Origin of the sequence: Lysobacter luteus (assembly GCF_907164845.1) — a bacterium.
GTDB lineage: Bacteria > Pseudomonadota > Gammaproteobacteria > Xanthomonadales > Xanthomonadaceae > Novilysobacter > Novilysobacter luteus.
The window spans coordinates 338,891-359,226 of the sequence record NZ_OU015430.1 but is presented as its reverse complement, the minus strand read 5'-3'; the positions used below and the strand labels follow the sequence as shown (position 1 = coordinate 359,226).

Sequence of the window (20,336 nt, the reverse complement as noted above, 5' to 3'; positions counted from 1 at the left end):
GTAGGGAATGACGGGCCACGTTAGCAAGTGGCGCGACGCCCGCGGTCAAGACCCCGCACCCGGCGGGTGTCAGTCCGACTCGTCCTCGCCGTCGCTGTCGCCCAGCTGGGTCTCGATTTCAGTTACCCACGCGGCGGTGATGCTCTCCAGCGTCACCGCGTGGATCAGCGGCTGGATCGCACCGCCGGCATACGACTCCGCGATGAAGCGCGCGTAGCGCTCGCGGTAGCCAAGCCAGGCCATGTGTACGGCGTCGAATGCGGCCAGGCCCTCTTGGTCGAGCTCTCCGCGCAGGCGTGCCACGAGGGCGTCGAGCCGGTCGTCGATGCGCTGGAACGAGTCGATCGCCCGCCGGTTCATGGCCTCTTCGTCGAGCACGGGCTCCTCCCCCGCACGGGCAACTTCCTCGGCCTGGGCGACATAACGGTCGGCAATCCTGACGGCCGTCTCGGCCTTGCCGATCAGGCGGTGCTCGAAGCGGCGCAGCTCGTCCAGGCTCGTGTTGGCCTCGTCCATGCCCTGCTTGAGCGCCAGCAACTTCTGGTTGCGTTCGATCGCATCGACCGCGCCGCGGCGCTCGACCCGGCGCTGGACGAAATAGAACGCCCAGGTCAGGGCCGCGCCGGCCAGCAGGTAGATCAGTTGTTCCATCGTTCCTCCCCGGCGCGCCCCGTGGCGCGCCCCTCGATCGTCATTGGCAAGGACGCCAGTGTGCGGTGCGCGCATCGCAGGGTCTGCGAATCCCCGGCGCGGCTTTGCGCAATGTGTCACCAATCGTGACCATCGTCAGGGTTGGCACCGCCGATGGCCCCGGCTAGCGTGGCCATGACGTCCCGACCCTCGTCGCGACGCGGCTGCCCGGACCGGGCCACCAAGGGGATCACGATGCACGCACCACAGATTGCCGCACTCGCGGCCGCGCTCGGGCTGGCCGTTGCCGGTGGCGCCGCTAGCGCCGACGACGCCGCCACGCCGTCGCATTTCGCGCACGACCCGTACCCCAGCACCTACCAGCGCGTCGCCGCGCCGCCGGTACTGCTGGACAACGCGACCGTGCTGACCGGCACCGGCGCGCGACTGGAGAACGCCGACGTGCTGATGGCCGATGGCCGCATCGTCGCGGTCGGCGCCGGGCTGGAGCTGCCCGCCGGCGCCACCCGCGTCGACGCGACCGGCAAGTGGGTCACGCCCGGCATCATCGACGTGCACTCGCACCTGGGCGTGTATCCGAGTCCCGGCGTGCGCGCGCACAGCGACGGCAACGAAGCAACCTCACCAGTGACGGCCAACGTCTGGGCCGAACACTCCGTCTGGCCGCAGGACCCGGGCTTCGCCGCCGCGCTGGCCGGCGGCGTCACCTCGCTGCAGATCCTGCCCGGCTCGGCCAACCTGGTCGGCGGCCGCGGCGTCACCCTCAAGAACGTCCCGGCAACCAGCTACCAGGCGATGAAGTTCCCCGGCGCGCCGTGGGGGATGAAGATGGCCTGCGGCGAGAACCCCAAGCGCGTGTACGGCGAGAAGGGCGGCCCGTCCACCCGGATGGGCAACATCGCCGGCTACCGCGCGGCCTTCATCGACGCCGCCGAGTACCTCGCCAAGCACAAGCCCGACGCACCGAAGAAGCGCAGCTGGTTCGGCGCCGACGAGCCCGACAGCGCCAGCGACACCGGCGGCAAGCGCGACCTCAAGCTCGACACTTTGGCCGGCGCGATCAACGGCGACATCCTGGTCCACATCCACTGCTACCGCGCCGACGAGATGACCACGATGCTCGACCTGGCCGACGAGTTCGGCTTCAAGGTCGCCGCCTTCCATCACGGCGTGGAGGCCTACAAGCTGGCCGACCGGCTGGCCGAGGAAGGTACCTGCGCCGCCCTGTGGGCCGACTGGTGGGGCTTCAAGATGGAGGCCTTCGACGGCATCCAGGAGAACATCGCGCTGGTCGACCGCCCGGCTGGCAGCTGCGCGATCGTGCACAGTGACTCGGAGGAAGGCATCCAGCGCCTCAACCAGGAGGCGGCCAAGGTGATGGCGCACGCCCGCCTGGCCGGCATCGAGATCACCCCCGAACACGCGATCGGCTGGCTGACCGCCAACCCCGCCAAGTCGATGGGCATCCTCGAGCGGACCGGCACGCTCGAGCCGGGCAAGATGGCCGACGTGGTGGTCTGGAACGGCACGCCGTTCAGCGTCTACGCGCAGGCCGAACAGGTCTACATCGACGGCGCGCGGCTGTACGACCGCGCCGACCCGTCGCGGCAACCGGAGGCGGACTTCATGCTCGGCCAGTCCACCGGTGACGCGGTCCACGCAGGAGGTGTGCTGTGAGCCGCCTCCCGCTGAAGGCGCTGGCCGCCGCGGCGCTGTCGTTCGTGGCGCTTGCCGCCGGCGCGCAGGACCTGCTGATCCGCAACGCCACCGTCCACACCGCCGGTCCGCAGGGCACGCTCCAGGGCGCCGACGTGCTGGTCCGCGATGGCGTGATCGCCGCCGTCGGTACCGGGCTGCCGGCGCCGGCCGGGGTGCAGGTGGTCGACGCCCAGTCGCGGCCGCTGACCCCGACGCTGTTCGGCGGCATCACCGCGATCGGCCTGGAGGAAGTGTCCGGCGAGCGCTCAACCGTCGATGCGTCACTGGCGCTGGGTGCGGAGACCCACCTGATGACGGTGCGTCCGGAGTTCGACGTCACGCTGGCCTACAACCCGGCCTCGGTCCTCGTGCCGGTGACCCGGATCGAAGGCATCGGCTGGACCCTGCTGGAAGCGGGCAGCACCGAGGGCGGTTCGATCATCGGCGGCCAGGGCGCGGTGGTGCGGCTCGACGGCAGCGCCGACCCGGCCGGCCCCGACGTGCTGTTCATCGACCTGGGCAGCGACGCCGCCGAACTCAGCGGCCGCTCGCGCGCGGCGCAGTGGATGCTGCTCGACCAGCTGGTCGACGAAGTCCGCGGCCGTATCCCGGCCGGCTCGCATGCCGCGCTCCTGACCCCGGCCGGCCGCGACACGCTCAAGCGCTATCTCGACGCCGGTGGCCGGGTGGTGGTCAACGTCGACCGCGCCGCCGACATCCGCCAGTTGCTGCGCTGGTCGGACCGCCACGGGGTGGACATCGCGATCTCCGGTGGCGCCGAGGCGTGGAAGCTCGCGCCGGCGCTGGCCGAGGCCGGCGTGCCGGTGTTCGTCAATCCGCTGGCGAACCTGCCGGGTGGATTCGACCAGATCGGCGCCACCATGGAGAACGCCGCGCGGCTGGAGGCAGCGGGCGTGGCGGTCGGCTTCACCCAGGGCGGCGATACCCACAACGCGCGCAAGGTCAGGCAGCTCGCCGGCAACGCGGTCGCCAACGGGTTGCCGTGGGAAGACGGGCTGGCCGGGTTGACGTCGGTGCCCGCCAGGGCGTTCGGCGTGGCCGACCGGTTCGGCAGCATCGCCCCGGGCAAGCGCGCCGACCTGGTGCTCTGGAGCGGCGACCCGCTGGAGGTCAACGCGGTCGCGCTGCAGGTCTGGATGGACGGCGAGGCAATCCCGATGAGCAGCCGCCAGACCGAACTGCGCGACCGGTACCTGCGCACCCTGGTGCCACGCGACAGCGGCGGCCTGCCGCGGGCATATCCGGCCACCGACAGCCGCTGAGCCGCTTCGCTTGTCCCAGCACAGGGCCCGCCCCTGCGGGCCCGTTGCGCTCGGCCCGGAGTAAGCGCCGGCCACAGCCAGGATCGGCCCGCGCCCCGGGCCGAACCTGACAGGCACCCCCTTTAGTGCGACGCGGGTCACGGACGGATATGCTCCGGATCACGTTCCACAATCCAGCATCCTCGGGGGAGCCATGCGCATTGGACTTGTTGTCGACTCGGCCTGCGACCTGCCGTTGGAGTACCTGCAACGCAATGAGGTGACGATCCTGCCGATCACCGTGCGCATCGGCGAGGCGGTGCTGGCCGACCACCGCAACGAGGAGGCCACGCTGGAGTTCCTCCACGCCCACGTCGCCGAGCGCGGTGCGGAGGCGGAGACCACGCCCTACACCGTGCAGCAGATCCGCGACCTGTTCCTTGAGCGGCTGGTGATCGACTACGACTACGTGTTCTGCATGACGATCACCAAGTCGCGCAGTCCGATCCACGACAATGCGCAGCAGGCCAGCTTCGCCATCCTCAACGACTACAAGGCGGCGCGCGCGGCGGCCGGCAACACCACGCCGTTCGCGTTGCGGGTGATCGACACCCAGAACCTGTTCTCCGCGCAGGGCATCACCGCGGTGGAGGCGATCCGACTGCGCGCCGCCGGCGAAGGCGCCCCGAAGATCCGCGCGCGGCTCGAAAACCTCGCGCTGCACACGCACGGGTACCTGGTGCCGCCGGACCTCTACTACCTGCGTGCACGCGCCCGCAAGAAGGGCGACCGCAGCGTCGGCCTGCTCAGCGCCGCGCTCGGCAGCGCACTCGACATCAAGCCGGTACTGCACTGCCACCGCGGCGAGACCGGGCCAGTGGCCAAGATCAAGGGCTTCGAGCCGGCGGTGCAGAAACTGTTCGAGTTCACCGGCAAGCGCGTCCGCGAGGGCCTCATGACGCCGACGCTGTGCCTGAGCTACGGCGGCGAGCTGTCGGAGATGCGTGCCCTGCCGGGTTACCACGAACTGCGTGCGGTCTGCGACGAACACAACGTCGAGGTGTTCGAAAGCGTGATGAGCCTGACCGGAATGGTCAATGTCGGCAAGGGCGCGCTGGTGGTGGGCTTCGCCTCGGAAGGCACCGCGAAGTTCGAGGCCTGACGGCCACCATCGGCAAAGCCGTACCGGGACTTTCAGCCTAGGTGCGGCACCGGGGGCACGGGTAGGCTGCGGGATTCGTTCGTCATCCGTGCCCGCCCATGACCCGTCGCCTGCTTGCCGTCGCGCTCTCGTCCGCGCTGTCCGCTTCATTCGCCCTGCCCGCCTGGGCACAGGACCCGCCGCCGGCACCGCAGCCACCACCGCCGGTGGACCGCAACACCAGCGACACCGATCAGGATCCCGTGCAACTCGAGCAGGATGCGCTGGACCCGGTCGGCACCGATCCGGCGCAGGCCGCACCCGCGGTGGCCAAGGGCGTCAGCCGCCCCGGTGAGGACACCGAAGAAGCGCGATGGGACGTCAACGCCCCGCACGGGCCGACCCGCACGGTGCGATTCGACACCGACGAAGGCACGTGGATGGACGTCGACGTCTCGCCCGATGGCCGCGACCTGGTGTTCTCGCTGCTGGGTGACCTCTACCGGATGCCGGTGACCGGTGGCAACGCGCGGCGCATCGCCTCGGGCCCCGCCTGGGAAGTCCAGCCGCGCTGGTCGCCGGACGGCTCGCGGATCGCCTTCACCTCCGACCGTGGCGGCGGCAACAACCTGTGGACGGTCGACGCCAACGGCGGCAACCCGGTGCAGGTCACCAAGGAAGACTTCCGCCTGCTCAACAACCCCGCCTGGACGCCGGACGGCCGCTTCATCATCGGCCGCAAGCACTTCACCTCCGAGCGCTCGCTCGGCGCGGGCGAGTTGTGGATGTACCACGCCAGCGGCGGCGGCGCGGGCCTGCAACTGGTCGAGAAGAAGAACGACCAGCAGGACCTGGGCGAGCCGGCGTTGTCGCCCGACGGGCGGTACGTCTACTACTCCGAGGACGTCAGTGGCGGCGAGACGTTCGAGTACAACAAGAACCCCCACGACGTGATCTATGCGATCAAGCGGCTCGACCGCGAGACCGGCATGGTCGACACCGTCATCGCCACGCCCGGGGGCGCGGTGCGCCCGCAGCCGTCCCCCGACGGCCGGTCGCTCGCCTTCGTGAAGCGGGTGCGCGAAAAGTCCGTGCTGCACGTGCTGGACCTCGCCAGCGGCGCGGTGCGCCCGGTATGGGATGGCCTGAGCCACGACCAGCAGGAGGCGTGGGCGATCTTCGGGCCGTACACCGGCTTTGACTGGATGCCCGATTCCAGGTCCGTCGTGATCTGGGCGCAAGGCAAGCTGTGGCGGGTCGACATGGCCAGTGGCACGCCCACCCCGATCCCGTTCAACGCGCCGGTCGAGCAGACCGTTACCGAGGCGCTGCGCTTCGACCAGGACATCGACGAAGGCCGCTTCGCCCCGAAGATGATCCGCGACGTGGCGACCTCTGCCGACGGCGACACCCTCGTGTTCCATGCGGTCGGCAAGCTGTGGCGCAAGTCGCTCCCCGGTGGCGAGCCGCGGCGCCTGACCGGCAACGAAGGCCTGTACGAGTACGAGCCCAGCTTCAGCCCCGATGGCGGCAAGCTGCTCTACACGACCTGGTCGGACGAGGCGCTGGGCGCGATCTATGTGCGCAGCGCCAATGGCGGCGGCAAGGGCACGCGGCTGACCGACGAGAAGGGCTTCTATTACCACCCGCGGTTCTCGCCTGACGGCCGGCACATCGTCTACAGCAAGTCCGGCGGCGGCGGCCTGACCGGCAGCCTGTGGTCGGGCGACCGCGGCATCTACGTGATGCCGGCGCGCGGCGGCGAGGCGGTGCGGGTGGCCGACAATGGCTCGTCCCCGCAGTTCAACGCCGACGGGTCGCGCATCTACTACCTGACCGGCGGTGGGCTGGAGAAAAAGCTGATGTCGGTCGGGCTGCACGGGGAGGACCCGCGCGAGGTGTTCGACCTGAAGTACGTGGATTCCGTGCAGGTCAGCCCGGATGGCCAGTGGGTCGCTTTCACCGAGCTGTTCAACGCCTTTGTCGCGCCGATGGTGGAGACCGGCAAGGCGGTCGAGCTGTCGAAGGACAGCAAGGCGATCCCGGTCTCGCAGGTCAGCGCCGACGTCGGCAGCTACCTGCACTGGGCGGCGGATTCGAAGTCGTTGCACTGGATGGTCGGCGACCGCTACCACTCGCGCGCACTGGACGAGAGTTTCGCGTTCCTGCCGGGTGCGCCTGCCGAGATCGCCGACCCTGTCCACGGCGGCGGCATCGCGGTCGGGCTGACGGTGCCCGTCGACGCGCCCGACGCGGTGGTCGCGTTCACCAATGCGCGCATCGTCACCATGCGCGACGCGGAGAACACCGAGGAGGTGATCGAGGACGGCACGATCGTGCTGCGCGGCGACGAGATCGTCGCCGTCGGCCCGGCCGCCTCGGTCGAGGTCCCGGCCGGCGCAAACGTGATCGACGCCTCCGGCAAGACCATCCTGCCGGGCTACATCGACGTCCACGCCCACGCCGCGCACTTCGGCCAGGGCGTGGTGCCGCAGCAGAACTGGGCGTACTACACCAACCTCGCGTTCGGCATCACCACCATGCACGACCCGTCGGCGACGACCGAGTTCGTGTTCTCCGAGGCCGAACTGCAGAAGGCCGGACGGATGGTCGGGCCGCGGATCTTCTCGACCGGCACGATCCTCTACGGCGCCGACGGCGACTTCAAGGCCGAGGTCAATTCACTCGACGACGCCCGCAGCCATCTGCGCCGGATGCAAGCCAACGGTGCGTTCTCGGTCAAGAGCTACAACCAGCCCCGTCGCGAGCAGCGCCAGCAGATCAACCAGGCCGCACGCGAGCTGGGGATGCTGGTGGTGGAGGAAGGCGGCTCCACCTTCCACCACAACATGACGATGATCCTGGACGGCAGCACCGGCATCGAGCACAACATCCCGGTCGCGCCGCTCTACAGGGACGTGGTCAACCTGTGGAAGGAGACCGACGTACGCAACACCCCGACGCTGGTGGTGAGTTACGGCGGCCTGTCGGGCGAGTACTGGTGGTACGCCCGCGACAACGTCTGGGAAAACGACAAGCTCAACCGCTTCTTTCCACGCGAGACGCTGGATGCGCGCAGCATCCGCCGCGAGATCGCGCCGGACTGGGATTACTGGCACATCGAGGTGGCCAGGTCGCTCAAGACGATGCGCGATGCCGGCATCAAGGTGCAGGTCGGCGGCCACGGGCAGCTGCAGGGCCTTAGCCCGAACTGGGAGATCTGGATGCTGACCCAGGGCGGCTTCTCCAACTTCGAGGCGCTGCGCGCGGCGACCATCGACGGCGCCGACTACCTCGGCCTGGGCGACGAGATCGGTTCGCTCGAGGTCGGCAAGCAGGCCGACCTGGTGGTGCTGGACGGCAACCCGCTGGAGGAGATCCGCAACACCATCGAGACGCGCTACGTGATGGTCGATGGGCGCCTGTTCGACGTCGACGCCGACATGGCCGAAATCGGCAACGCCGCGGCCCCGGCGCCGGAGTTCTACTGGCAGCGCCACCGCGACGGCCAGACCTTCGGCCTGGAGTTCGGCCCGACCGCGGTCTGCCACTGTCCGAAGGCGCACGGCGCGCACGTTCACCTGGACTGATGTCGCCGTCCTGCAACGCCCCGTTCACGAAGTCCGCATGCGACGCTGCCTAGGCTGGCGGCGTCCCCAGGAGAACACCCGATGGCCACGCGCTACTACATCACCCTGCCCGACGGCCGCCGCGCGCGCGGCAGCGATCCGGACCTGTCGTTCACCGCGCAGAGCGGGCCCGGTTTTGCCGCCGAGCTGCAGGACGCGCTGCGCAGCGACCGGCTGTTCGAGCGTTGGCGGATGAAGCAGGACGAGCCCGACGAAGTCGACCCGTCCCTGGGCGCCACCGACCCCACTGCGACCGTGCACGGCGAGCAGGACGACCTGCACATCGACCTGGTCGTGACCTCGACCATCCCCGGCACCATCCTCAAGCAGCGCCTGCGCCTGCTCGCCGGGAGCGCGTGGGAGCTGCGCGACGTGACCGCGGCCTGAGCCCCCGTCGCCTGACGGCAGGTCTGCGCGGCGTGGTCCGCGCGCACCGCTGCCGGGCACAATGCGGGCATGAAAGATCTCCTGCTCGCGTGGAGCGGTGGAAAGGACGCCGCCTGGACCCTGCACACGCTGCGCCAACGCGACGATGTGCGGGTAGTCGGCCTGCTGACCACGGTCACCGTCGACTACGACCGCATCGCCATGCACGGCATCCGCCGCGACGTGCTGCACGCACAGGCACGTGCCGCCGGACTGCCGCTGATCGAATCGCCCATCCGGACAGGTTGCGACAACGCCGCCTACGAGGACGCGTTTTCCGGCGCGCTGCAACGCGCGCGGGCGCGTTGGCCGGAGCTGGACACCGTTGCCTTCGGCGACCTGCAACTGGCGGACGTGCGTGCGTGGCGCGAGGCCCTGTGTGACCGCCATGGCTGGTCGATCGAGACCCCGCTGTTCGGCCGTGACACCGCCGCGTTGGCGCGCGGGATGATCGCCGGCGGCCTGCAAACCCGACTGTGCTGCGTCGACACCACACAACTCGATGCCCGCTTCGCCGGCCAAGCGTTCGACCACGAACTGCTGGACGCGCTGCCGGCCGCCTGCGACCCGTGCGGGGAGAACGGCGAGTTCCACACGCTTGTCCATGCCGGCCCGATGTTCGGGCAGCCGGTGAACGTGGTGCCCGGTGAAACCGTGCTGCGTAACGGCCGCTTCGCCTTCACCGACTTCAAGCTGGCGGGCTGAGGACGCCAGCCAGCGGTCAGGCGTGCAACGCGCGTGCGTGGTGGGCGACGTGGTCGCCGATGAAGCTGGCGATGAAGTAGTAACTGTGGTCGTAGCCGGGCTGCATGCGCAGTTCCAGCGGATGGCCTGCGGCGGCGCAGGCGTCACGAAGCAGCTCAGGGCGCAACTGGCGCTGCAGGAACTCGTCGTCGCCGCCCTGATCCACCAGCAGCGGCAGCCGCTCGCGCGCGTCGCGCAGAAGCTCGCAGGCATCCCATTGCTTCCACACCGCGCGGTCGTCGCCCAGGTACGCCTCGAACGCACGCTCGCCCCAGGGAACGCGCGACGGCGCGACGATCGGCGAGAACGCCGACACACTGCGGTAGCGACCCGGGTTGCGCAGCGCGGTCACCAGCGCGCCGTGGCCGCCCATCGAGTGCCCACTGACGCCGCGCGCAGTCGTGGTCGGGAAGTGCGCGTCGACCAGCGCCGGCAACTCCTCGACGACGTAGTCGTGCATGCGGTAGTGCCGCGCCCAGGGGGCCCGGGTCGCGTTGACGTAGAACCCGGCGCCCTGGCCGAGGTCGTAGCCGTCGTCGTTGGTGATGTCCTCACCGCGCGGGCTGGTGTCGGGCGCGACCAGGATCACCCCGTGCTCGGCGGCGTACCGCTGCGCGCCGGCCTTGGTGATGAAGTTCTGCTCGGTGCAGGTCAACCCCGACAGCCAGTACAGCACCGGGCACGGGCCCTGCGCGGCCTGCGGCGGCAGGTAGACGCCGAAGCGCATCGCACAACCGAGGGTGCTCGAATCGTGTTGCCAGACTTCCTGGCGGCCGCCGAAGCAGGCGTGCTGTTCGATCCTGTGCATGGCTGGCTCCCGGCCTCAGTAATGGATCACGGCGCGGATCGACTTGCCTTCGTGCATCAGGTCGAAGGCCTCGTTGATGCGATCCAGCGGCAACGTATGGGTGACGAACGGGGCCAGCTGGATGTCGCCGCGCATCGCGTCCTCCACCATGCCCGGCAGCTGGCTGCGGCCCTTGACCCCGCCAAACGCGGTGCCCATCCACTTGCGACCGGTCACCAGCTGGAACGGCCGCGTGCTGATCTCCTGCCCGGCGCCGGCGACGCCGATGATCACGCCCTGGCCCCAGCCGCGATGCGCGCATTCGAGCGCAGCACGCATCACGTTGACGTTGCCGATGCACTCGAAGCTGTGGTCCACGCCCCAGCCGGTCATCTCGACGACGACCTGCTGCACCGGCTTGTCGAAATCCTTCGGATTGACGCAGTCGGTCGCGCCCATCTCCTTCGCCAGCGCGAACTTGTCGGGATTGGTGTCGATCGCGATGATGCGCCCGGCTTTCGCCTGCCTGGCGCCCTGGATCACCGCCAGCCCGATCGCCCCCAGGCCGAACACCGCGACGCTGTCGCCTTCCTGCACCTTGGCGGTGTTGTGCACCGCGCCGATGCCGGTGGTCACGCCGCAGCCCAGCAGGCAGACCTGCTCGGGATCGGCGTCGGGATTGACCTTGGCGAGTGAGACTTCGGCGACGACGGTGTACTCGCTGAAGGTCGAGCAACCCATGTAGTGGTAGACCGGTTCGCCGTTGTACGAAAAGCGCGTCGTGCCGTCGGGCATCACGCCCTTGCCCTGGGTGGCACGCACCGCCACGCACAGGTTGGTCTTGCCCGACCTGCAGAACAGGCACTCACCGCATTCGGCGGTGTACAGCGGAATCACGTGGTCGCCGGGGGCGACGCTGGTGACGCCTTCGCCGACTTCCACCACGATGCCCGCGCCCTCATGGCCCAGGACGGCCGGGAACACGCCTTCCGGATCATCGCCGGACAGGGTGAAGGCGTCGGTGTGGCACAGCGCGGTGTGGGTGATCCTTACCAGCACCTCGCCCTGCTTCGGCGGCGCGACGTCGAGCTCGACGATCTGCAGCGGTTGTCCGGGGGCGAAGGCGACGGCGGCGCGGGATTTCATCGGGGGAACTCCGGTGTACGGGGACTGGCTGAATAATAGGCCGACGACGCGGTGGTCGCTTTTCCACGACATGGCCGTTGGCGCACGGAGCGATGCACCTGTAGGAGCGGCTTCAGCCGCGAGGGCGTAACCGTCGTGCGGCGACGAAGCCCGCCCGATCGCGGCTGAAGCCGCTCCTACAGCGGGTCCGCTGCTTCGCGATCACCCGGTGTTCTGGATCCCCGCGGCAATCCCGTTCACTGTCGCCATCAGGGCCTGCAGCAGGGCGTCATCCTCGCGCCCGCCGTCGCGCCAGCGTGCCAGCAGGTCGACCTGCAGCAGGCTGATCGGGTCGACGTACGGATTGCGCAGCCGGATCGACTGGCGCAGCCGCGGGTCGTGCGCAAGCAGGTCGGCCTCGTCCTTGATCGCGAGGATCCCATCGCGGGTACGGGCGAACTCGGCGGCGATGCCGGGGTGCAGCCGCGCGTGCAGGTCGCCTTCGGGCAGCCCGGCGGCCAGCAGCGAGTAGCGCTCGAAGATCGCCGGGTCCGACTTGGCCAGCACCATCTCGACGTCGTCGACCAGGGTGCCGAAGAACGGCCAGTCGCGCGCCATCTCCGCCAGCAGTTCGCGGCCGTGGGTTTCCAGCGCGCGCTCGAGCGCGGTGCCGACGCCGTGCCATGCGGTCAGGCCGGAGCGGTTCTGCGACCACGAGAACACCCATGGAATCGCCCGCAGCGATTCCACTCCGCCCCTGCTGCCACGCTTGCTCGGCCGCGAGCCGATGCGCAGGCGCTCGATCACGTCGATGGGGGTCGCCGCGCGGAAGTACGCCGGGAAGTCGGGATGCTCGTGTACCAGCGCCCGGTAGTGCGCGCGGGCGTCGGCGGCCAGCTCGGCGGCCACCTCGCGCCAGCGGGCCTCGCGGGGCTCCGGCGGGCGCGGCCGCAGGCTCGCGCGCAAAACAGCGCCGGTGGTCTGCTCCAGGTTGCGCAACGCGATGGCGCGGATGCCGTACTTGCGGTGGATCACTTCGCCCTGCTCGGTCAGGCGCAGGTAGCCGTCGACCGATCCGCGCGGTGCGGCGATGACCGCCCGCTCGGTCTTGCCGCCACCGCGGCTGACCGAGCCGCCACGACCGTGGAAGAAGGCGATCCGTACTCCGCTTTCGCGCGCAAGCGCGGACAGCGCGATCTGGGTCTGCTGCAAGGCCCAGCGCGAGGCGATGATGCCGCCGTCCTTGGCGCTGTCGGAGTAGCCGAGCATCACGACCTGGCGATCACCGCGCGCGGCGAGGTGGCGCCGGTATGCCGGGTCGGCGAACAGCTCGCGCAAGGTCGCCTCCGCGGCCTCGAGGTCGGCGACGGTCTCGAACAGCGGGGCGACGTCGAGCGGGACTTCGTCATCCTCTACACAACCGGCCAGCCGAGCCAGTGCGAGCACTGCGAGCGCATCCGCGGCACTGCGGCTCATGCTGACGATGTACGGTCCGAACACGCGCTCGCCATACTGCGGTCGCAGCGCGGCGACGGTGCGGAACACATCCAGCACCGACCGCGCCGCCGCGGCTTCTGGCTGCGGCACTGTCGCGCGGTCCAGCAGCGCATGCAGCCGCGCCGCCCGGTCACCGGCCGCGCGTTCGGCCCAGCCCTCGTCGTCCAGCAGGGCCGCAAGCGCCGCGTCATGCATCGCCGAGTCCTGGCGCAGGTCGAGGCTGGCGAGGTGGAAGCCGAAGCAGCGGGCGCGCCGCTGCAGCCGCCGGACCGCGAAGCCACCGGCGTGTTCGCCGCCGTTCGCCTGGAGGCTGTCGGCAACCAGCGCCAGGTCGGCCTCGAACGCCGCCGCGTCCGGATAGGCTTCGGTTTCATCGTGGGTGGTGGCCCACAGGCGCGCAGTCACCAGCACCAGCAGGTTGCGATAGGGCATGTCCGCGTGGCGCGGATGCAGGCGCGCGGCCGCGGCCGGCAACAACGCCCGGTACTCGTCGACCCGCGCCAACACCGCATGATCGACCCCGACCCGGGTGGTCGACTGGCTCAGCAGCTCGGCCAATGCCTCGATGTCGCGGCGGTAGGCCGCCAGCACCATGCGCCGCTGGGCGGCAAGGGTCGCGGCGATCGTGTCCGCGCCGACGTTCGGGTTGCCATCCATGTCACCCCCGACCCAGCTGCCAAAGCCAAGCACGTCGGGCAAGTGCCAATCACCGCCGTGGTGCTCGCGCAGGGCTGCTTCGAACGTCTCGTGGAAGACCGGCAACACCCGGTACAGCACTTCGGAAAGGTAGAAGCCAACGTGTTCGAACTCGTCGCCAACGCTCGGCTTGGCGGTCGGTGCCTCGGCGGTCTGCCAGCTGGCGCCCAGCGCCAGGCGGATCCGCTGCAGCCCGGCGCTGCGCTCGGCCGGCGTGCGCGACCGGTCGATATCCTCGACCAGCGCGGCGACGATCTGTCGCTCCTTGTTGAGCAGCACCCGGCGCACCGCCTCGGTGGGATGCGCGGTGAAGACCGGCTCGATCCGCAGCCGCGGCAGCAGCGCGGCCAGCTCCGCGGCGTCGACACCGTCGCGTGCAAGCTCGCCGATCACCGCCCGCAGGCCGCCCGGCTGGGCGCCGTCGCCGGCTCGCTCGTGGTCGCGGCGGCGGCGGATGCGGTGCACCCGCTCGGCCAGGTTCACCGCCTGGAAATAGGTCGAGAACGCGCGCACCAGGTCGGCCGCTTCGGCCAACCCGGTGTCGGACAGCGCTTCGGCCAGCTCGGCGACGGGCGCGTCGGCCTCGCGTCGGGCAATGGCGGCACGGCGCAGGCGCTCGACACGTTCGAGGAAACCGTCACCACGCTGCTCGGCGAGGATCTCCCCCACGAGCGCTCCGAGGATTTTCACGTCTTCGCGCAGCAGCGCGTCGGTCGGTGCGAAGTCCAGCTGCTCGCGCAATGCGGAAGGGGAGGTCGGATCGGTGGTCGCAGTCATGCGCGCCAGCCTACAACGCAGCGTGTGGACACCGCGGCCCGGCGTTCGACCCCGCTACCTCCGGGCAATCAGTAGGCGAACTCCCGGAACACCGGGTCGACATTGCCGCCCCAGGCGCCGTGGAACAGTTCGAGCTTGCGTTCGGCCGGTGTGATGCCCGCCTCGACCAGCTCCATCAACGGTCCCAGGAAGATCGTCTCGTCGCTGCCGTTCTCATTGACCCTGGCGCGCCGGGCCAGGCCGCCAGCGGCGATCTGAAGCGCGCGGCGGGCGAGGTCGAGCACGGTACCGCGGGTGTTGCCGATGCGCGCGGGCAGCTTGAACGCGTGCCGCGGCACGCCGTCGCGCAGCGCATGGATCTCGTCGCGGGTGAAGTCGCGCACCAGGTCCCAGGCGGCGTCGAGCGCGGCGTCGTCGTACAGCAGGCCCGTCCAGAACGCGGGCAGCGCACAGATGCGGTTCCACGGCCCCGAGTCGGCGCCACGCATCTCCAGGTACTTCTTGAGCCGCACTTCCGGGAACGCGGTGGTGCTGTGGTCGGCCCAGTCCAGCAGCGTTGGCGTGTGGCCCGGCCAGGCCGGCAGGCGACCGTCGAGGAAGTCGCGGAACGACTGCCCGGCGGCGTCGATGTAGCGGCCGTCGCGGTAGACGAAGTACATCGGCACGTCGAGCAGGTAGTCGACATAGCGCTCGTAGCCGAAGCCGTCCTCGAACACGAAGTCCAGCAGGCCGGTACGGTGCGGATCCGTGTCCGTCCAGATGTGCGAGCGGTACGACAGGTAGCCGTTGGGCTTGCCTTCGGTAAACGGCGAGTCGGCAAACAGCGCGGTCGCCACCGACTGCAGCGCCAGCGAGACACGGAACTTCTTGACCATGTCCGCTTCGGACGCGACATCCAGGTTGACCTGCACGGTCGAGGTGCGGGTCATCATGTCCAGGCCGAGGTTGCCGACGGTCGGCATGTGGCGGCGCATGATCGCGTAGCGGCCCTTCGGCATCCACGGCATCTCCTCGCGCGTCCACTTGGGCTGGAAGCCCATGCCGAGGAACCCCAGGCCCATCGGCTCGGCCACGCTGCGCACCTCGCGCAGGTGGGTGGCGGCCTCGCGGCAGGTCTGGTGCAGGTTGTCGAGCGGCGCACCGGACAGTTCCAGCTGGCCGGCCGGCTCGAGCGACACCGACGCACCGTCGCGGGTCAGCGCGATGACCCGGGCGGGGCCGTCGCCGATGCGCTCCTCGACCGGGGTCCAGCCGAACCGTACGAGCCCCTTCAGCAGCGCCTCGATCCCGCGCTCGCCGTCGAACGTCGGCGGCCGCAGGTCGTCGGTGCGGAAACCGAACTTCTCGTGCTCGGTGCCTATCTTCCAGTCGTCGCGCGGGCGCACGCCCGACGCCAGGTACTCGACCAGCTGCGCGCGTCCGGCGGCACCGGACTCGATCGGAACATCCTTGACCTGGCTGGGACCGGACACGTGCACCTCGCTCGACGGGAGCCGGCGATATGCGGGCGGCAACGCCCATCGCAAGCGAGCCGGCAGTGTAGCGAGCGCGGCTGTGCCGGTTATGTCGCGTCGCGCAACGCAGCAGCCCGCCGGCGGGACGGTCGGGCTAGAGCTCGAGCCAGCCGGCGATGACCTCGCGTGCCTCGTCGACGCCCTGCTTCGACTCGCCGGAGAACAGCTGCACGCTGACCAGGTCGCCGTACTCGGCCTTCATCTCCTTGCGCACCGCCAGCATCGCATTGCCCTGTGCGCCGCGGCCCAGCTTGTCGGCCTTGGTCAGGATGGCGTGCGCCGGCAGGCCCCGGCTGACCGCGTAGCCGAGCATCTGGCGGTCGTAGTCCTTCAGCGGGTGTCGGATGTCCATCACCACCACCAGGCCCTTGAGTGCCTGGCGGGTGCGGAAATAGCCGTCGATGAATGCCTGCCAGTGCGCCTGCAGGTCCTTGGGCACCTTGGCGTAGCCATACCCGGGCAGGTCGACCAGGAACCGGTCGGTGGTCGGCGGCAGGTCGAAGAACACCAGTTGCTGGGTGCGTCCCGGGGTCTTGGAGACCCGCGCCAGCGCATTCTGCTGGCAGATCGCGTTCAGCGCGCTGGATTTGCCGGCGTTGGACCGGCCGGCGAAAGCGACCTCGAAGCCGCCGTCGGGGGGCAGCTGGGGCGGATTGTGCGCGGCCAGCATGTAGCGCGCGCGGGCAAAGGGATTGGCCATGCGGACAAGGATCGCATGGCTCGCGTTGACCCGGTTAGCCGTGACGACGATAATTCTTCGGTTCCGACGTCCGTTTTCATCGGCCGTCCTTCCAGCGTTTTCCCCGGAGCCCAGCCCAATGAGCCACGCCCGCGTCCTCGGCATCGTCGGCCTCACTGCCCTCGCGGCAGCCGCCGTCGCCTACGCCCAGACCACGGTCACCCCGATCCCCGAGACGCCGCCGGTGGAATCCGCGCCGCTGACCGAGGTGGCCACGGCGGCCGAGGCCACCCACTGGGGCGATGCCCAGAAGGGCGCGACGCTGGCCGGCACCTGTGCCGCCTGCCACGGCCTGGACGGCAATGCCACCGACCCGATGTACCCGAACCTGGCCGGCCAGAGCGAGCGCTACATCGCCCAGCAGCTGGCACTGTTCCGCAGCGGCGAGCGCAATACCGGCATGGCCGCGGTGATGAAGCCGTTCGCCGACATGCTGACCCCGCAGGACGCGCGCGACGTGGGCGCCTACTACGCGACCCAGACCGCCGGCGCCGGCGTCGCCGACGACACCCTGGTGGCGACCGGCCCGTACGCGGGCATGAAGTTCTTCCAGATCGGCCAGCAGCTGTACCGCTCGGGCGACGCGGCGCGTGGCATCCCGGCCTGCATGGCGTGCCACGGCCCCGACGGCACCGGCAACCCGGGCCCGTCCTACCCGCACGTGGCCGGCCAGCACGCCAGCTACAGCCAGCGCCGGCTCGAGGAATACCGCGCCGGCACCACCACCCAGAGCAACCCGAAGCTGTTCAACATCATGGCCGCGGTCACCGCCGAGCTGACCGACGAGGAGATCGGCGCGCTGTCGAGCTACCTGCAGGGCCTGCACCCGGCCGCGCACGATATCGCCGCGGCCAACCTCGCCGCCGCACCGGCGCCTGCCGCGGCCCCGGCTCCCGCTGCGGCACCGGCCCCCGCGGCCGAAGCGCCGGCCGAGCCGGCGGACACCACGACCGGGCCCGAGGCGACCGGCGTCGACGGGGCCGAGGTCGACGCGACCGGCACCGTGCCGGCCGAGAGCGAAGACGCTGCCAGCACGGCCGCCGAACCCGAACAGGGCTGACCGGGAACTTCCGGCGCGTGCGCCGGTCCCAACCGCTGCTCACTCCTGTTGGTCCTTGCGCCGGTCGTGACATTCACGGCCGGCGCTTTTGTTTGTGGACTGCCGGCCGCCGTAGCGCGACCGAGCGGCCCCGAGGAGAGGAACCCGCCCATGATCCTGCTCTCGCGCCTTGCCGTCCTGGCCCTGCTGTCGATCGCCGCGCTCTCCCCCGCTTACGCGGCTCCTGCAGCGCCGGTGGCCGGCGTGGATTACGTCGAGATCCCCGGCGGCATGCCGTTCGACACTGCGCCCGGCCGGATCGAAGTGGTCGAGGTGTTCGGCTACACCTGCTCGCACTGCGCCGCGTTCGAACCGGCGGTCGCGGCGTGGAAGCGCAGGCTGCCCGACGACGTGTCGTTCGTGCCGGTGCCGGCGCCCTTCAGTGGCTACTGGCTGCCGTATGCACGGGCGTACTACGCCGCGCAGGCGCACGGGCTTGTGGAGCGCACCCACGCGGACATGTTCCGCGCGCTCCACGAGGAGCAACGTCTCCCGATCATGCGGGCCACGCCGGCCGAGATCGCCGCCTTCTACGCCGGCTACGGCGCCGACCCGGCCGCGTTCGCCGCCGCCATGACCAGCGCCGCGACCGATGCGCAGCTGGAACGCGCGCGGACATTCATCCGCCGCAGCGGCGTCGACGGCACCCCGAGCCTGGTCGTGGCCGGCCGCTACCGCGTGATTGGACGCAGCTTCGAGCAGGTACTGGACACCGTGGACGCGCTCATCGCCCGCGAGCGAGCGCGCCTGCGGTCGACCGCAGGCAACTGAACCTACGTCACCCGGCGACCAGCCACCGATCGGTATCCTTGGCCGAACGTCATTCCAACCCTTCCGAATCCGGAGATCCACCCATGACCGCACGCCCGGCAACGTTCCACCGTCTCGGCCTCGCCCTCGCGGGCGCCCTCGCCCTGGCCGCCTGCTCGCAGGAAGCGCCCGCGCCGGCGACCCCGGCCGCCACGGATGCTGCTCCGGCCGGCACCGCCGATACCGCGACGCCTGGCACCAACGCCCCGGCCGTCGCCGAGGCGCCGGCACGCACGCCGGGCCCGGTCGTCCCGCCCACCGGCCCGGCGCCGGTGGCCGGCCAGGATTACATCGTGATCCCGGGCGGCACCCAGTTCACCCCGGGTAACGACATCGAGGTGGTCGAGGTGTTCGGCTACACCTGCCCGCACTGCGCCACGTTCGAGCCGCTGGTGAGCAGCTGGGCGGCGAAGTTGCCGGCCGACGTCGGCTTCGAGCCGGTGGCAGCAGCGTTCGGCGGCTACTGGGAGCCCTATGCGAAGGCGTTCTACGCGGCCCAGGCGATGGGTGTTGCCGAGCGCAGCCACGATGCGATGTTCCGCGCTGTCCACGTCGACCGCAGCCTGCCGGTGCAGCCGCTGCCGACCGACGAGCAGCTGGGCCAGTTCTACGCGCAATTCGGGGTCGACCCGAAGCAGTTCGCCAGCACGATGTCGAGCTTCGCGGTGAAGGCCAAGATGAACCAGGCCGGCCAGTTCCTGCAGCGCAGCGGGGTCGACTCCACCCCGGTCCTGATCGTCGACGGCAAGTACCGCGTCACCGGCCGCAGCCACGAAGAAAACCTGCGCATCGCCGAGCACCTGGTGGCGATGGAACGCGCCGCCGATGCCGGTGCCGCCCCGTCGGCCCCCGCCGACGGCGCCAGCGCCGACTGAGCGACACCGGGCACCGTGTCCAGCCCAGGTCCCGACCAGCAACCCGCCGTTGCGGCGCCGCCGCGCGGCGCGCGGCGGTTGCGGCTACTCAGCGCCAACATCCAGGCCGGGTCCAGCACGCGCGGCTACCACGACTACGTCGCGCGCAGCTGGTCGCACGTGCTGCCGGCCGGCAACAAACGCGGCAGCCTCGACCTGATCGCGCAGCTGGCCGGGCAGTACGACATCGTCGGCCTCAACGAGAGCGACCCCGGCAGCCTGCGCTCGGGGTTCACCAACCAGACCCACTACCTCGCCCAGCGCGGCGGCTTCGACTACTGGAGCCACCAGCCCAACCGGCGGGTCGGCGGGGTGGCGTCCAGCGCCAACGGACTGCTCAGCAAGCTCGAACCTCGGGAGGTCATCGACCACTCGCTGCCGGGACGCATCAGTGGCCGCGGCGTGCTGATGGCACGTTTCGGTGACGGCGACGCGGGGCTGGTGATCGCGGTGGCGCACCTGTCGCTCGGGGCGACGTCGCGCGCGTCGCAGCTGGGCTTCATCGCCGAGCTGCTGCAGGACCATCCGCACGCGGTGCTGATGGGTGACTTCAACTGTCCGGTCGAACGGCCGGAAATGCAGGCACTGTTCCGCACCACCCGGCTGCAGCCGCCTGCGTGCGTGGTGCCGACGTTCCCCAGCTGGCGTCCGCAGCGCGCGATCGACCACATCCTGATCAGCGACGGGCTGGCGTGCTCCGACACCTGCGCGATGCCGGCGGCGATGTCCGACCACCTCGCGCTGTCGCTCGAGCTGGACGTCCCCGAAGAGGCGCTGTCCTGACACGCGGCCGGTGGCGAACCACCGGCCGCGCCTTGACCGCTCCG

15 protein-coding genes and 1 pseudogene are annotated in these 20,336 nt (G+C 70.3%); 10 read left to right on the top strand and 6 right to left on the bottom strand.

The annotated features are described in order from the left end of the window. Nucleotides 1-69: 69 nt before the first annotated feature. The gene (locus KOD61_RS01620; protein ID WP_215219347.1) at nt 70-651 is read right to left on the bottom strand and encodes a lysozyme inhibitor LprI family protein; all 582 of its coding nucleotides are present in this window, start codon (nt 649-651) and stop codon (nt 70-72) included. Between the two features lie 234 nt (nt 652-885). Here KOD61_RS01620 and KOD61_RS01615 point away from each other — a divergent pair, with 234 nt between their 5' ends. The 6 genes from KOD61_RS01615 to KOD61_RS01590 all read left to right on the top strand — a co-directional run bounded on the left by KOD61_RS01615 (nt 886) and on the right by KOD61_RS01590 (nt 9,512). Then, on the top strand, nt 886-2,328 hold the full coding sequence (locus tag KOD61_RS01615; protein WP_215219346.1) for an amidohydrolase: 1,443 nt from the start codon (nt 886-888) through the stop codon (nt 2,326-2,328). Continuing rightward, a complete protein-coding gene (locus KOD61_RS01610; protein ID WP_215219345.1) occupies nt 2,325-3,632 on the top strand; it encodes an amidohydrolase family protein in 1,308 nt (435 codons plus the stop codon). Before KOD61_RS01615 ends, KOD61_RS01610 begins: the two co-directional genes overlap by 4 nt. 193 nt (nt 3,633-3,825) lie before the next feature. Further along, nucleotides 3,826-4,773, top strand: coding sequence for a DegV family protein (locus KOD61_RS01605; RefSeq protein WP_215219344.1), 948 nt, complete (start codon nt 3,826-3,828; stop codon nt 4,771-4,773). Nucleotides 4,774-4,871: 98 nt separating this feature from the next. Then, nucleotides 4,872-8,342: an amidohydrolase family protein gene (locus tag KOD61_RS01600; protein ID WP_215219343.1), complete on the top strand. Its 3,471-nt coding sequence runs from the start codon at nt 4,872-4,874 to the stop codon at nt 8,340-8,342. Nucleotides 8,343-8,423: 81 nt separating this feature from the next. Then, nucleotides 8,424-8,768: a hypothetical protein gene (locus KOD61_RS01595; RefSeq protein WP_215219342.1), complete on the top strand. Its 345-nt coding sequence runs from the start codon at nt 8,424-8,426 to the stop codon at nt 8,766-8,768. 69 nt (nt 8,769-8,837) lie between these two features. Then, nucleotides 8,838-9,512 carry an adenine nucleotide alpha hydrolase gene (locus tag KOD61_RS01590; protein WP_215219341.1) on the top strand — a complete coding sequence of 225 codons (675 nt, stop codon included), beginning with the start codon at nt 8,838-8,840 and terminating at the stop codon, nt 9,510-9,512. 16 nt (nt 9,513-9,528) lie between these two features. Here the strand turns inward: KOD61_RS01590 and fghA are convergent, their stop codons facing one another. The 5 genes from fghA to yihA form a co-directional block, all read right to left on the bottom strand. Further along, on the bottom strand, nt 9,529-10,359 hold the full coding sequence (gene fghA, locus KOD61_RS01585) for an S-formylglutathione hydrolase (RefSeq protein WP_215219340.1): 831 nt from the start codon (nt 10,357-10,359) through the stop codon (nt 9,529-9,531). Nucleotides 10,360-10,374: 15 nt separating this feature from the next. After that, entirely contained in the window at nt 10,375-11,484 is a 1,110-nt protein-coding gene (locus tag KOD61_RS01580; protein ID WP_215219339.1) for an S-(hydroxymethyl)glutathione dehydrogenase/class III alcohol dehydrogenase, read from the bottom strand. 201 nt (nt 11,485-11,685) lie between these two features. Further along, nucleotides 11,686-14,433, bottom strand: a complete 2,748-nt coding sequence (gene ppc / locus KOD61_RS01575) for a phosphoenolpyruvate carboxylase (protein WP_215219338.1) — start codon at nt 14,431-14,433, stop codon at nt 11,686-11,688. Between the two features lie 68 nt (nt 14,434-14,501). Next, the gene (locus tag KOD61_RS01570) at nt 14,502-15,905 is read right to left on the bottom strand and encodes a glutamate--cysteine ligase (protein WP_215219337.1); all 1,404 of its coding nucleotides are present in this window, start codon (nt 15,903-15,905) and stop codon (nt 14,502-14,504) included. Between the two features lie 136 nt (nt 15,906-16,041). After that, nucleotides 16,042-16,647: a ribosome biogenesis GTP-binding protein YihA/YsxC gene (yihA, locus tag KOD61_RS01565; RefSeq protein WP_215219336.1), complete on the bottom strand. Its 606-nt coding sequence runs from the start codon at nt 16,645-16,647 to the stop codon at nt 16,042-16,044. 118 nt (nt 16,648-16,765) lie between these two features. On the opposite strand from yihA, the pseudogene KOD61_RS01560 reads away from it, so the two are divergent. The 4 genes and pseudogenes from KOD61_RS01560 to KOD61_RS01545 all read left to right on the top strand — a co-directional run. Then, nucleotides 16,766-17,578: pseudogene (locus KOD61_RS01560) on the top strand (c-type cytochrome); the annotation flags it as partial. 318 nt (nt 17,579-17,896) lie between these two features. Next, a complete protein-coding gene (locus tag KOD61_RS01555) occupies nt 17,897-18,556 on the top strand; it encodes a thiol:disulfide interchange protein DsbA/DsbL (protein WP_215219334.1) in 660 nt (219 codons plus the stop codon). A gap of 83 nt (nt 18,557-18,639) precedes the next feature. Continuing rightward, nucleotides 18,640-19,470 (top strand): thiol:disulfide interchange protein DsbA/DsbL, encoded by an 831-nt coding sequence (locus tag KOD61_RS01550; protein WP_215219333.1) that lies wholly within the window; start codon nt 18,640-18,642, stop codon nt 19,468-19,470. 78 nt (nt 19,471-19,548) lie between these two features. Next, on the top strand, nt 19,549-20,292 hold the full coding sequence (locus tag KOD61_RS01545) for an endonuclease/exonuclease/phosphatase family protein (protein ID WP_215220233.1): 744 nt from the start codon (nt 19,549-19,551) through the stop codon (nt 20,290-20,292). Nucleotides 20,293-20,336 lie beyond the last annotated feature (44 nt).